The sequence below is a fragment of the uncultured Limimaricola sp. genome, from assembly GCF_964022235.1.
Taxonomy (GTDB): domain Bacteria; phylum Pseudomonadota; class Alphaproteobacteria; order Rhodobacterales; family Rhodobacteraceae; genus Limimaricola.
This window is the reverse complement of the sequence record NZ_CAXHZL010000006.1, coordinates 16,365-30,112: the sequence shown is the minus strand read 5'-3', so window position 1 is coordinate 30,112 and position 13,748 is coordinate 16,365. Positions and strand designations below refer to the sequence as shown.

8 protein-coding genes are annotated in these 13,748 nt (G+C 65.5%); 3 read left to right on the top strand and 5 right to left on the bottom strand.

The genetic code is table 11. The features are described 5' to 3' along the window. Window positions 1–541 precede the first annotated feature (541 nt). Genes AADJ02_RS09285 through AADJ02_RS09275 form a run of 3 tightly spaced genes read right to left on the bottom strand, consistent with a single transcriptional unit; the run spans window position 542 to window position 5,124 of the window. A complete protein-coding gene (locus AADJ02_RS09285) occupies window positions 542–3,598 on the bottom strand; it encodes an efflux RND transporter permease subunit (RefSeq protein WP_341212719.1) in 3,057 nt (1,018 codons plus the stop codon). 12 nt (window positions 3,599–3,610) lie between these two features. Further along, window positions 3,611–4,672, bottom strand: a complete 1,062-nt coding sequence (locus AADJ02_RS09280; protein WP_341212718.1) for an efflux RND transporter periplasmic adaptor subunit — start codon at window positions 4,670–4,672, stop codon at window positions 3,611–3,613. Then, window positions 4,669–5,124: a MarR family transcriptional regulator gene (locus AADJ02_RS09275; RefSeq protein ID WP_341212717.1), complete on the bottom strand. Its 456-nt coding sequence runs from the start codon at window positions 5,122–5,124 to the stop codon at window positions 4,669–4,671. Before AADJ02_RS09275 ends, AADJ02_RS09280 begins: the two co-directional genes overlap by 4 nt. Before the next feature lie 261 nt (window positions 5,125–5,385). On the opposite strand from AADJ02_RS09275, the gene AADJ02_RS09270 reads away from it, so the two are divergent. From AADJ02_RS09270 to AADJ02_RS09260, 3 genes are all read left to right on the top strand, one after another. Further along, window positions 5,386–6,855, top strand: coding sequence for an HlyD family efflux transporter periplasmic adaptor subunit (locus AADJ02_RS09270; RefSeq protein WP_341212716.1), 1,470 nt, complete (start codon window positions 5,386–5,388; stop codon window positions 6,853–6,855). Next, window positions 6,852–10,232: an efflux RND transporter permease subunit gene (locus AADJ02_RS09265; protein WP_341212715.1), complete on the top strand. Its 3,381-nt coding sequence runs from the start codon at window positions 6,852–6,854 to the stop codon at window positions 10,230–10,232. Before AADJ02_RS09270 ends, AADJ02_RS09265 begins: the two co-directional genes overlap by 4 nt. 483 nt (window positions 10,233–10,715) lie before the next feature. Next, on the top strand, window positions 10,716–10,874 hold the full coding sequence (locus tag AADJ02_RS09260; protein ID WP_341212714.1) for a YqaE/Pmp3 family membrane protein: 159 nt from the start codon (window positions 10,716–10,718) through the stop codon (window positions 10,872–10,874). A 154-nt stretch (window positions 10,875–11,028) separates the two neighbouring features. On the opposite strand, the gene AADJ02_RS09255 is transcribed toward AADJ02_RS09260, so the two are convergent. Further along, on the bottom strand, window positions 11,029–12,339 hold the full coding sequence (locus tag AADJ02_RS09255; protein WP_341212713.1) for a mechanosensitive ion channel domain-containing protein: 1,311 nt from the start codon (window positions 12,337–12,339) through the stop codon (window positions 11,029–11,031). Between the two features lie 219 nt (window positions 12,340–12,558). Further along, window positions 12,559–13,743, bottom strand: coding sequence for a zinc-dependent alcohol dehydrogenase (locus tag AADJ02_RS09250; RefSeq protein ID WP_341212712.1), 1,185 nt, complete (start codon window positions 13,741–13,743; stop codon window positions 12,559–12,561). Window positions 13,744–13,748: the final 5 nt, after the last annotated feature.

Sequence of the window (13,748 nt, the reverse complement as noted above, 5' to 3'; positions counted from 1 at the left end):
TGGCGATCGCGCTGCTGGGTCGGATCGTCGCGCTGCAGCGCGCCGAGATCGGAGTGCTGAAGGCGGTGGGCTAACCAGACGCGGAAATCACGCTGCACTACTTCATGCTCGCGGTACTTGTCGCGGCGATCGGCATCGGCATCGGCATCGGCTGGGGGGCGGAACATGGCTGATGCGCAGCGCAGTGAGGCGTGGAGATCGGCGCGACGAACGACAGCGTCGCGCAGGTGCTGGGGGGCTTTCCCAGGGCGACCTCCACATCACCCATCCCGGCGAGAAGGTGTCGGATGGCGCGTTGATCGAGCAGGCTCTGCGCGGGTGAATGGGGGCGGGCCGGATGTACGTAAGGCTTGAGGTTGCGAGCCCCAAGCCTTTCTTGATTGCCATCGCCGCTCCTGCCTCACCTTGTTCTGGCTATGAAAGGTGACGCGCGCCGGACCGAAGCCAGAGAGGCCCGGCCTTCGGGGTCGCAGCTCCGACCCCGCGCCCGCCACCGAAGCCAGTTGCATCGGGGTGGGCGCGAGGACGACTGGCCTCCTCGTCAGGCGGGCAGAGCCTGTGCCTGACTCTTCGCCCGCGTCTCGGAGCGGGCGAAGAAAACGTAGTAGAACACCGGCGCCGCGATCAGCGTCAGAACGCTGGCAAAGGCCAGACCGCCCATGATCGTCACCGCCATCGACACAAAGAAGGCGTCCGAGAGCAGCGGCAGCATGCCAAGGATCGTCGTCGCCGCCGCCAGCACCACGGGCCGCAGGCGCGACACGCAGGCGGTGACAATCGCCTCGCGCAGTTCCACCCCTTCGGCACGGACGAGGTCGATTTCCTCGACCAGCACGATGCCGTTCTTGATCAGCATGCCAGACAGCGACAGCAGGCCAAGAAGCGCTGTGAAGGTGAAGGGCAGGCCGGTGCCCAGCAACCCTAGCACCACGCCGTTGACCGACATCGGCACCAGAAGCCAGATGATGATCGGCTGCTTGAGCGCGTTGAACAGCAGCACCGAGATCAGCACCATCACCAAAAGCGACAATGGCAGTTGCCGACCGAGGCTTTCCTGCGCGTCGCCCGACGACTCGAATTCGCCGCCCCAGTCGAGCGCGTAGCCCGGCGGCACCTCGATCGCCTCCACGGCGGCACGGACCTGTCCGAAGACCTCTGCCGCGGTGCGTTCGGGCGGGATGTCGGCGCCGACGGTGAGCGTCGGGACCCGGTCGCGGCGATGCACCAGCGTGTTCTGCACCTCGTAGCCCAGATCGTCGATCACTTGCTCGATGGGCAGGAAATGCTGTCCGGTCTCGGACCAGACCGGCTGGTCGCGCAGGTCGCTGGTGGCGTCGCGCGGCAGCCGCACGGTGATCGGGATGAGCCGATCACCCTCGCGGTAGACGCCGCCTTGCACGCCGTCGGTGGCAAAGCGCAGCGCGCTGGCCACGTCGTCGCGGCTGATGCCCGCGCTTTGGGCGCGGTCGGTGGCGTACTCGGGGCGCAGTACCAGTTCGGGCTCGCGCCAGTTGGTGCGCGGATCGAGGATATCGGGCGAGGCGGCGCGCAAGGCTTCGATGACCTCGTCGCCGATTTCGCGCAGCACCTCCGGATCGGGGCCCGAGACGCGCGCCTCGATCGGATCGCCGCCGCCGGGGCCGAAGACAAGCCGCCGTGTGCGGAACTCACCCTGTGGCAAGGCCGCGCGGCCAAAGGCTTCGAGATCGGCCTGCAACGCCGGGATCGCGTCGATCCCATCGGTACGGATGATCATGTGCCCATAGCTCGGGTTGGCCTTCTCCGCCGCGTAGGTAAGCATGAAGCGCGTGGCCCCCTGACCGGCATAGCTGGTGTAGGCCACCACCTCCTCACGCTCCGAGAGCCAATCCTCGATCACCGCCAGATCCTCGGATGTCTGGTGGATCGTGCTGCCCTGAGGCAACTTGTAATGCACGAAGAACAGCGGTGTGTTGGAGTCGGGGAAGAACTGCTGCCGGATTTGGCCGAAGCCCGCAAAGCAGACCACGGTGATCGCCACCAGCGCCGGGATCACCAGCCAGCGCGCCTTGATTGCGCCGCGCAACACGGCGGCATAGCCACGAAACAGCGCGCCGTCATAGGCCCCGGCACCGCCTGCCGTTCCGCGCTTGAACAGGTAGTGGCCCAAGAGCGGCGTCACCGTAATCGCAAGCACCCAGCTCAGTAGCAAGGAGATGCCGATGACTGCGAACAGCGAGAACATGAATTCGCCTGTGGCATCCGGCGACAGGCCGATACCCGCGAAGGCCATGATGCCGATGACGGTGGCCCCGAGAAGCGGGATCTGCGTCTTGCCCGCCGTCTCGCCCGCCGCCTGCCGGGACGACTGTCCGCCCAACATGGCGATCTGCATCCCCTCGGCCACGACGATGGCGTTGTCGACCAGCATGCCCATGGCGATGATCAGCGCGCCGAGCGAGATCCGCTCCATCTCGATCGCGAAGACGGCCATGAAGAACAGCGTGCCGACCACGGTGAGCAGCAAGGTCGCGCCCACCACGACCGAGGCGCGCCAGCCCATGAACAGCGCCAGCACGCCGACCACGATGGCGACCGACATGGCGAGGTTGACCAGAAAGGCGTTCGACGCCTCTTCGACCACGAGGTGCTGCTGGTAGATCGGTTCAAGCGAAACGCCCGCCGGGATCTCGGCGAACAACTCGGCAAGCCGGTCGTCGACGCGGTGGCCGACGGCAACGATGTTCTCGGTGGCAAGACCGGCGACTCCGAAGGTGAAGGCCTCGGTCCCGTCGTGGCGCAGGATCAGTGAGGGCTGCTCGACCCGGCCACGATGCACCTCGGCCACGTCGTAAAGGTTGAGAAGCTCGCCGCCGACGCCGACCGACAGGCCGGATATCTCCGAGACGCTGTCGGAGCCTTCCGGCGCCTCGATCAGCACCCGCTGACCGCTGCGTCCGACCGAGCCCGCGGGCACGACCGAGTCCGCCGAGGCCAGCGCGCCGACCACCGCTTGCGCGGGCAGGTTCTGCGCCACAGAGAGCGCCAGCTCCGGCTCGACGAAGATCGCCTCCTCCGGCAGACCGGCCAGATCGACGTCCGCCACCCCTTCGACAGCCAGAAGCTCGCGCCGTAGCCAGTTGGCGAGGCGGTGGATCTCGGCGTCCGAATACTCCGGAGCCGTGACCGCGTAGTAGAGGCCGAACACGTCGCCGAAGCTGTCGTTGACCATCGGATCGCCAACGCCCGATGGCAGGTTGCGGGCGGCGTCGCGCACCTGGGCCCGCAGCCTTGTCCAGATGTCGGGCAGCGCGTCGCCGCCATAGGTCGATTTCACTTCGACCTCGATCAGCGATTGTCCGGGCCGGTTCATCGAGGTGATCCGGTCGATCTCGCCCATCTGCTGGATCGCCGATTCAAGCGGTTCGGACACCTCGCGTCCGACCTGCTCGGCCGAAGCACCGGGGTAGGTGGTGACGATCACCGCCTGCTTGATGGTGAAGGCCGGGTCTTCGAGGCGGCCCAGCGTGGCAAAGCCCCAAAGCCCGCCGAACAGGCAGCCGAGGATCAGCAGCCAAGTCAGGATCGGCTTTTCGATGGAAGCGCGCGCGATGGTCATGATCTGGCGTCCTTACTGCGGAAAGCCGGTGAAGCGGCGAACCGCCTGACCGTCTTCGAGCGTGCTGGCCCCGGCAGCGACGATCTCATCGCCCTGCGCGACACCCTCGGTGATCAGGAAGCCGCCGTCATCGGCAACCTCGACCTTGACCGGTGTCAGCACCACTTGGCCCAAGCCTTCGGCGCCACCGTCCGCGGACACAAAGCGCATGACCGAAACGCTACCGTCCGGCGCGGGCACCAACGAGGCCGTCGGCACCGCCAAGCCCGAGCCGCCCTCACTGAGGCGCGCGGTGACCGTGACCGAGGAGCCGGGCAGCACGTCCGGCGCGGTTTCGGCATCGAAGGCGAGGGTGAGGCCGAAGCTCTGGCCGATGGCAGTGGCGTCGGAGGTGTATTCGCGGATTTCGAGCGGGTAGCTGTCGGGGCGGCCCGGCAACCGCGCGGTGATCTCGACATCGACCTCGCGCCCGGCGCGCTGGAACAGGATCTCCGGTACCTCGACCGCAACCCTCAGCTCGGACATGTCGTGCAATCGCACGACCGGCGTGCCGACCCCAACGGTGCTGAAATTGGCCACCAATCGTTCGGCCACCAGCGCCTCGAACGGCGCGTCGAGCGTGGCTTTGGACAGCGCGCGCTCGGCGTCGCGCAGGGCGACGCTGGACAGCTCGGCGTTGGTGCGCGCGTCGTCCTGCGTGGCTTGGCTTACCGTAGAGCGGCTAAGCTGGCTCAGCCGGTCGAGATCGCGGCTGGCCTGCGCCTGACGCAGCCGCGCCTGTTCGAGGGCCAGCTCGAACGGCTCGGGGTCGAGCCGGGCCACGAGATCGCCCGCTGGCAGGGTCTGACCCTCGATCACCGGAAATTCGACCAGCTGGCCGCCGACCTGGAAGGCAAGATCGACCGTCTGCCGCGCCGCAACCTGACCGTAGAACTCGCGCGTCAGCGCGGCATCGGCAGCGCCAAGCGTCATCAGCTTGACCGGGCGAGGCGGGGTCTCTTGCGCGGCGAGCGGCGGCGCGCAGAGCGCCAGCAACAAGACGAGAAGCGCGGGGAGGGGGGGGCGAAGGGTCAAAATGGCAATCCTTTGGGCAGGCCATCGGCCCGAATGTGGTGGCGAATACGGGTGAGCAGGTCGCCCAGATGGGTGAGATCGGCCTCTGGCAGCCCCGTGGCATCGCGCAAGGCCCGGTCGACATGGGCAAGAATTCCCTCGCGCCGCGCCCGTCCGGTCTCGGTCAACTCCAAGAGCCAGGCCCGCCGGTCCTCGGGATCGCGGCGGCGCGCGATCAGCCCGCGGACCTCCAGCCCATCGGCCAGTGCGGTGAGGGTCGAGGGCAGCGCCTGCATGAGACGGGCGAGATCGCCCATCCGGCGCGGCGTGGGCAGCCGGACCAGAAGCAGCCGCTCCTGCTTGGACAGGTCGGGGTCGAAGCATTCGAGCCTCTCGTGCAGCGCCCAGTAGAGCAGCGCCACCCCGAACAACATGTCACCGCTGCCGCCGTCGATCTCGTCGCCGTCGCTCATGCGTCGCTCCAATCCGAATCATCGTCGCAGGATTAGTTCATCTAGTGAACCATTCATATGTGGAAGTTTGAACGCTCCGCTCTCTCGGATTGCACCGATCGGTCATCCACTGAGCCGCGAGGCCTAAAAATTTGGCCCCAGTCGGGAAGGCTCGTCGCAAGGGTTCAACAGGACGTGGCTGGTCACCCGGGGATTGTGGGGTACTCTGGCGGTGTGGCATTTGGTCGGGTGTTTCCGAAGGGCCGGACATTGGAGAGGTGGATGCGGTTCTTGCGCCGAACCCTGAGCGGGCTGTTTCTTTTCGCCCTGACGCTGGGGTTGCTTGCCTATGCGGGGAACTTGCTGCGCAGCTCGATCGAGGCGCGAATGAACGCCGAGCCGCGCGCCTTCCCGACGCAAGAGCGGGTGGCAAGCGTGCGCACCGTCACCGTGACGCCGGAGCGGATCGAGCCCGAGCTGACGGTCTTTGGCGAATTGCGCTCTTCGCGCACCGTCGGGCTGCGCGCCTCGGTAGGCGGCATCGTGCAGGACGTTGCCGAGGCGATGGTCGAGGGTGGCACGGTCGCCTCGGGAGCGCTGCTTTTGCAGATCGACCCGGCGGATGCCGAGAGCCAACTTGCCCGCGCCCGCGTCGATCTCGATGACGCCTTGTCGGAGGGGCGCGAGGCCGAACGCGCGCTCGATCTTGGGCGCGACGAGTTAGCTGCTGCCGAGGCGCAGGCGGTGCTGCGCGAACAGGCCCTCGCACGTCAGCGCGGACTGCAGGAACGCGGCATTGGCACCGCTCCCGAGCTCGAGGCCGCCGAGCTTTCTGCCTCCTCCGCATCCCAAGCGGTGCTGGCCCGAAGGCAGACCATCGCCCAGGCCGAGACCCGGATCGATCAGGCCGCCACCCGCCGGGCCCGCGCCGAGATCGCCGTGGCCGAGGCCGAGCGCGATCTCGCAAACACAAGAATTACCGCGCCCTTCGACGGACAGCTGACCGAAGTTGCCGTCAGCCCCGGCAGCCGTGTCACTGCCAACGAGCAACTGGCGGTGCTGGTGGACCCGACCGCGCTGGAGGTGGCCTTTCGCGTCTCCGCCACCCAATATGCCCGCCTTTTGGGCAAAGCGCACCGGATCCAAGGCGCCCCCGTGACCGTGCGCCTCGACGTGGACGGCCTGCCACTGACCGGGACCGGCCGCGTCGTGCGCGAGGCGGCGGTGGTGGCGCAGGGCCAGACCGGGCGGCTTATCTATGCCGAACTGGACGATGCCCCCGGCCTGCGCCCGGGCGATTTCGTCACCGTGATCGTCACCGAGCGACCGATCGACGACGTGGCCCGCATCCCGGCCTCGGCCTTGGGCGCGGACGACACCGTGCTTGCCCTTGGCCCCGACGATCGTCTTGAAAGCATTGTCGTGGATGTGCTGCGCCCGCAGGGGGACGACGTGCTGATTGCCGCCGCCGCGCTCGGCGGCCGCGACATCGCGGCCCAGCGGACGCCACTTCTGGGTGCAGGGATCAAGGTGCGCCCCCTTGCCGACGAGGCCATGTCTGAGGAGACGGCCGCTGTCTCGGCACCCAACATGATCGCGCTCGACCCCGATCACCGGGCGAGGCTTGTCGCTTTCGTCGAGGCCAACGAACGGATGCCAGCAGAGACGCGCGACCGCCTGATGGAGCAGCTGCGACAGGACAAGGTGCCCGCCGAGGTCGTCGACCGGCTCGAAAGCAGGATGGGCGGATGAAGGACGCCGCGCATCTGTCACGCAGCCTGGGCGGCGTCCTGTCCTATTTCACCCGGCATCGCACCGCCGCGAACTTGGTGCTGATCGTGATGCTGGCGCTTGGCCTGATGGCGATGCCGCGCATTCGTGCGCAGTTCTTTCCCGACACGATCAGCGACAGCCTGACCGTCTCGGTCGCCTGGAGTGGGGCAGGTGCCGCCGATGTCGACCGTGCGGTGGTGCAGGTTCTCGAGCCTGCCATGCTGGCGGTCGAGGGCGTGACCGCCTCCGAGGCACGCTCGACCGAAGGCTCCGCCTCTATCAGCGTGGAGTTCGAACCCGGCACGAACATGTCCGAGGCCGAAGACCTGATGCAGTCCGCTCTCGACGCGGTGACCGGCCTGCCCGAGGGCGCCGATGAGCCCGAGTTCCGGCGCGGCAACTGGTCCGACCGGGTGACGGATATCGTCATCTCGGGGCCCGTCGGGGTCGATCAACTGGCGCTCTACGCCGATGAGTTGTCGGTCAGGCTATTTGCCGAAGGCGTCACCCGGACCAGCGTTCTGGGGGTCGCAGCGCCGCAGGTCCTGGTCGAGGTGCCTTCGATCGCGCTGATCCGCCACGACATCGGGCTGAGCGACATCGCCACGGCGATCGGCAATCAGGTGAGCACCGATCCGGCGGGCGACGTGGCGGGGGCGCAGCGCATCCGCACCGGCACCGAAAAACGAACGACCGAGGAGATCGGCGGCGTCGTGCTGCGCCGCGGGGTCGACGGCTCGACGCTGACCGTGGGCGATGTAGCGATACTCTCGACACTAAGCGCAGATCGCGACCGGGCCTATTTCATCGGCGAGAACCCCGCCGTGCAATTGCGCGTGAGCCGCAGTGAGGCGGGCGACGCCATCGCGCTGCAAAAGACCGCCGCGGAGGTCGCGCGCGCGCTCGAGGCGACGCTGCCTGCCGGCACGACGCTGCAGCTCACGAATTCCACGGCCGATGCCATCAGCGCCCGGCTGGCCCTGCTGCTCGACAACGGTCTGATCGGCCTCGCTCTCGTGGTGGTGCTGTTGTTTCTTTTCCTCAACGCCCGCACCGCCTTTTGGGTCGCGGCGGGGATCCCGGTCGCGATGTCGGCAGCGGTGGCGCTGATGTATCTTGGTGGGCTGACGCTCAACATGATCTCGCTATTCGCGCTGATCCTGACGCTGGGCATCGTGGTCGACGACGCCATCGTCGTGGGAGAGCACGCCGATTTCCGGGCGCGACGGCTAGGCGAGTCGCCGGTGGTAGCCGCCGAACGCGCGGCGGGACGGATGTTCTACCCGGTGCTCTCGGCCACGCTGACCACGATTATCGCCTTCTTTGGCCTCGTCGTCATCGGCGGCCGCTTCGGCGACCTGATCTCCGACATTCCCTTCACGGTGATTGCGGTTCTGGCCGCCTCTCTGGTCGAATGCTTCATCATCCTGCCCAATCACCTGAGCCATTCGATCCGGCTGGGCCAAAGCCGCCCGTGGTACGACTGGCCTTCACACATCGTGAACCGGGGCTTTTCGTGGCTTCGCGACAGGATGTTCCGTCCGCTGATGCGGCTCGTGATCTGGGCGCGCTACCCGGTGCTGGCCCTTGCGCTGCTGGCGTTGGCCGGGCAGGCATCGCAATTCGTGCGCGGCGATGTGCAGTGGCGGTTCTTCTCCGCACCCGAGCAGGGCTCGGTCACCGGCAATTTCGCCATGTTGCCCGGCGCCAGCCGCGAAGACAGTCGTACGGTGATGGGCGAGATGCAGCGCGCCGTCGAGGCGCTGGCGTCTGAGCTCGAAGCGGAGCATGGCCGCGACCCGATTACCTTCATGATCGCGCAGACCGGCGGCACCGCCGGGCGTGGCCTTTCAGGCGTCGAGAACAAGGAGCCTTGGCAGCTTGGTGCAATCACCGTCACGCTCATCGACGCGGATCTGCGGCCCTATTCCTCGCGCGAGTTCGTGACCCTGCTGCAAGAAAGGGTCAGCCAGAACCCGCTCGTCGAGACCATCAGCTTTCGCAGCTGGGGCTCGGGGCCCGGTGGGGACGCCATCGACATACAGATTTCCGGTGCCGATCCACAGACGCTCAAGGCCGCCGCCGAGGCGCTCAAATCGCGTTTGGCCCTGTTTCCCGAAGTGAACGGGCTCGAAGACACGCTGGCCTACGACAAGGAGGAGCTGGTCTTGGAGCTCACCCCTCGTGGCGAGGCGCTTGGCTTGTCGATCGAGGAGTTGGGCCGCACCTTGCGCGACCGCCTGTCGGGTATCGAAGCCGCGCGTTTTCCTCAGAACGGCCGCACCGCCACGATCCGGGTCGCGCTGCCCGAAGCGGAACTTACTGCCGATTTTCTTTCGGGCACCTTGGTCCGCACGGCGACCGGCGACTATGTGCCGCTGGCCGATATCGTCACCGTGGAGCGCTCCACCGGATTTTCGACGATCCGGCGCGAGAACGGCGTGCTGCTGATCTCGGTCAACGGCGGCATGGACGACGGCGACCCCGAGCGCGCCGCAGAGATCAACCGCAGCATCGCTGAGGAGATCCTGCCCGAGGTCGAAAGCCGCTTCGGCGTCGCGACCGCACTGTCGGGGCTGGCCGAGCAGGAGCGCGCCTTTCTCTCCGATGCCCGGCTTGGCCTCTATCTCGTGTTGATCGGCATCTATCTCACGCTGGCTTGGATCTTTGCGAGCTGGACCCGGCCTCTGGTGGTGATGGCGATCATCCCCTTCGGCCTGGTGGGCACGATATATGGTCACATCGCGTGGGACGTGCCGCTGTCGTTGTTTTCGGTGGTCGGGTTGATCGGAATGACAGGGATCATCATCAACGATTCCATCGTGCTGGTGACAACAATCGACGACTATGCCGAAACGCGGGGCATGACGCCGGCCATCGTCGATGGGGCGGCGGATCGGTTGCGGCCCGTCTTCCTGACGACAGCTACCACAGTGCTCGGCCTGGCACCGCTGCTTTACGAAGGGTCGATCCAAGCCGAATTCCTCAAGCCCACGGTCATCACGCTGGTCTATGGTCTGGGGTTCGGCATGTTTCTGGTGTTGCTCGTCGTGCCCGCTCTGATCGCGGTGCAAGCCGATCTGGGACGCTCGACCCGTTCGGCCCGCCGGGCGCTTCGCCGGTCGCGGCGGGGGGGCATCGCGGGTGTCGCGGCGATCGCCGGGGCGGGACTTGTCGCTTTGGCCTTTGGTTTGATCCTTGCGCCCGCTCTGTTTGATCTCCGTCTGTTTGGTGACTGGCCCACTGTCTCAGACGCGTGGGCCATCGCGCTCTATATCGCCACGGTTTTCGTAGGGCTGTTCGCAATCTACCTCGTCACCGCCCTGTTGGCGAAGCTCCGGCACGGTGGGAGGTGATATCCACCGCTCAGTTTGCCTTGTTCGATCGGCTTTTGGTCATGCCGATGGGGGGTCGGCTCGCGCATTGCTACGACGCTCAATCCGCCGGTGAACTTCGAGCATACATCAAGTGCGAACATTTAACATCAAGACGGAGATTTGACTGATAAGTTACGGAAACTTATAGAGGATTATAGGCAGAAATAGCTTGAACTTACGGCTCGCTGATAGCCACGTCGATAAGAATTCCCCGGGAGTGCGGACATTCAGTGCAGCTTGCACAAACTCGTCCCAAGCCTTGTTCAAGCTATGGAATCCTGGCGGTCTAATATACCGGGTGCAACCTCTTCTGCCGATCCGTAGCGACGCAAATCGAGAATCTTGGGGGGCAGACGGTCCTCAGGGAACCCGATGATCTCACAGCGCTTGTTTTTCAAACGGTTCGCAGCCTGCGGGCTGCCCCACGCAAGCAAGACGCTTCCGCGCATCGGAAAGGCCCACATGGACATAGTCCGCATCATCATCGCGATCTTCATCCCGCCGCTTGGCGTCTTCCTTCAGGAAGGCCTCGGCAAGCATTTCTGGATCAACCTTATCCTCACTCTTCTGGGGTATATTCCGGGGATCATCCATGCGCTGTGGATCATCCTGAGGCGATAACAGGTCGCAGCCTGAACGTCCCGACCACGTGTAGGCCGCCCCTCGATGGCATAGATCACATGCAGAGGCGGTGGGACTTGTCCGGGTGCGAAAACGCGGTGTGGTTCGGCCGCTTGTCGCTCGTTCGAGATCCCATCGCCGTGGCAGCTTGCGGTTATTCCAGCGGCGCGTCTCTACTCAGGAGATCGTCCCCCTCCGCGCGCTCGGCTTGCACCAAGGCGATGAGAGCGTTTTCCTCGGATGGGTGAGAGGTGGCGGCTATCGGCTCGGGCCTGGGCGCGACGTCCGGTATTTTCTTGTCCTGATCGTCCTCCTTGGCGACGGGCATGAACCCGGATCCTTCAAGGCGGATGCGATAGGTCGTGTCCGGTATGGACACGCCTGCCGCTTCGATCGCGTCCTTGACCAACCGGATCGCGTCGCCGCGCGCCGTGGGGAAGCCCGTCGTGTTCTGATCGATCCAACCGCTGACCCGCAGGATGGCACCGGCCTCCGTGATGTTCTCGATCCAGACGATCGGCTCGGGTGATGGCAGGACGAAGCTCAGTCCCACAAGCCGATCCTGTGCAAGCCGGCGCGTCGCTTCGAGATCGGCTTCGGGGTCGATGCCGATGTCGAAGCTGAAGCGGCGCTCGGGGTTGCGCGTGTAGTTGATGATACGGCTTTTGAAGACCACGGCGTTCGGAATGCGGATGTGGTTTCCGTCCAGCGACAGCAGGATTGTCGCGCGCGAGGTCAGCCGTATGACACGCCCGGTGTCGCCTTCGATCTCGACGAGGTCGTTGGGCTTGAACGGCTGACGCAAGCTGAGCATCACCGAGGCGACGAAGTTCTCGACCGTGTCGCGCACGGCGAAACCGATGGCCAGACCCACGAGACCCGCCGCGCCAAGGATGGTCCCGAGAAGTGCCGTGGCTCCGACCACGTCTAGCGAGACCACGAGCCCCGCGATACCGAATGCGACCCGAACCCCTTGGCGGTAAATGCCTGCGATGAAGCTGTTCGGTGCGAGCCGGTTCCAGATCCTGAGCCGCGACAACAAAAGGCCCAGACCGGTCACGAGGGCAAAGACCGTGGCCGCCAAGAGGATGAGAGGTAGCCGCCCGAGGGCCTGTTCGATCCGCGTGCGGAACCGCGCGATCGCCGGGTCGAGCTGTTCGGTGATTTCGGCCGAGGCCGCGATATCGTTGCGCACCGCCACCACACCTTCCAACCGGGCCGCGATGTCGGCGGCCTCGCGGCCGAGCGCCTCTTCGGCGACCTCGCCCGACAGGGTGACGACACCGGCCTCGACCTCAACCGTGACCGTGTCACGACCGAGCGCGGCAAGGATGTCGCTCAGCCGTTCGCTGATCTGCGTGTCCGACCATCCCCCCTCGACAGTGATGGATGGCGGTGCCGGAGCTTCCTCCTGCGCCGTGAGAGGCGAGGCGATGAAGGCGATAGCCGCAAGGAGAGGGATCATTCTGTGCATGCAGGCTGAACTAGCGCGGATAGTTTGCATTCCACTTTCGTCATGGCAGTCTCAGCGTTGATGAGCCGTGGCTGTTCTGGTCCGACACTTTCAGTAGCGGGAATGAACAGCTCCGCTTTACTCAAGGCGTGGTCGGATCGCTGTGACTGACCTAAGTCATGGGCGCATGGCCGGGCCGCTTTGCATATTCCACGCAGCGGCCCGGCGCGTTCAGGACATTGCGGAGCCGGGCTTCAGCACAACCTTGGTCCAGTCATTCTGGTTGTTGGCAAAGTTGTCATAGCCGCGTGGGGCGTCCTCGAGCGGCAAGCGGTGCGAAATCATGAAGGTGGTGTCGAGCTCGCCCTCCTGAATTCGGCGCAGCAGATCCTTGGTATAGCGCTGCACATGGGTCTGCCCGGTGCGCAGCTGCAGACCCTTTTCCATCAGCGCGCCGAGAGGAAACTTGTCGGCAAAACCGCCATAGACGCCCGGCATGGAAATGCGTCCCCCCTTGCGGCAGGCCATGATCGCCATCCGCAGCGCATGCGGCGCGTCGGCCCCGAAACCGACCTTCTGCTTGATCGTGTCAAAGACGTTGTCTGGCGCAAAGCCATGGCTTTCCATACCGACCGCGTCGATCACCGCATCAGGCCCGATGCCGCCGGTCATCTCCATCAGAGCCTCGAGCACGTGGGTCTGCGTGTAGTCGATCACCTCGGCCCCCATCTTTCGCGCGAGGTCGAGGCGGTTGGGATAGTGGTCGATCGCGATCACCTTGTGCGCGCCCATGACCTTGGCGCTTTGTATGGCAAAGAGACCGACCGGGCCGCAGCCCCAGACCGCCACGGTGTCGCCTTGGGTGATCTCGGCATTCTCGGCGGCCATCCAGCCGGTAGGCAGGATATCCGAGAGGAACAGCACCTCGTCATCCTCCATCCCCTCGGGAATGACAATCGGGCCCACATTCGAGAACGGCACGCGGACATACTCGGCCTGCCCACCGGGATAGCCCCCGGTCAGGTGCGAGTAGCCGAACAGCCCCGAAACAGCATGGCCAAAGAGCGGTTCGGTCAGGTCCTGCTTGTCGACAGGGTTGGAGTTATCGCAAGCCGAGAACTGCTGAAGTTTGCAGTGGAAACATTGCCCGCAGGAAATGGTGAAGGGGACGACCACGCGCTGCCCCTTCTTCAAGGTGGAGCCGGAGCCGGTTTCGACGACGCGCCCCATGAACTCGTGCCCCAGAATGTCGCCCTTCTGCACGGCGGGGATCACCCCGTCATAGAGATGCAAGTCCGAGCCGCAGATCGCGGTCGAGGTGACTTCGATGATCGCATCGCGGGGATTGACGATCTCGGGGTCGGGGACGGTATCGACGCGGACGTCGTGCTTGCCGTGATAGGTCAGTGCGCGCATGGCAT

Bases quoted from the DNA above. Each gene is read 5' to 3' on its own strand.
- AADJ02_RS09285 (WP_341212719.1), bottom strand. From the start codon at position 3,598: ATGACCATCGCGCGCGCTTCCATCGAAAAGCCGATCCTGACTTGGCTG.
- AADJ02_RS09275 (WP_341212717.1), bottom strand. From the start codon at position 5,124: ATGAGCGACGGCGACGAGATCGACGGCGGCAGCGGTGACATGTTGTTC.
- AADJ02_RS09270 (WP_341212716.1), top strand. From the start codon at position 5,386: ATGCGGTTCTTGCGCCGAACCCTGAGCGGGCTGTTTCTTTTCGCCCTG.
- AADJ02_RS09265 (WP_341212715.1), top strand. From the start codon at position 6,852: ATGAAGGACGCCGCGCATCTGTCACGCAGCCTGGGCGGCGTCCTGTCC.
- AADJ02_RS09260 (WP_341212714.1), top strand. From the start codon at position 10,716: ATGGACATAGTCCGCATCATCATCGCGATCTTCATCCCGCCGCTTGGC.
- AADJ02_RS09255 (WP_341212713.1), bottom strand. From the start codon at position 12,339: ATGATCCCTCTCCTTGCGGCTATCGCCTTCATCGCCTCGCCTCTCACG.
- AADJ02_RS09250 (WP_341212712.1), bottom strand. From the start codon at position 13,743: ATGCGCGCACTGACCTATCACGGCAAGCACGACGTCCGCGTCGATACC.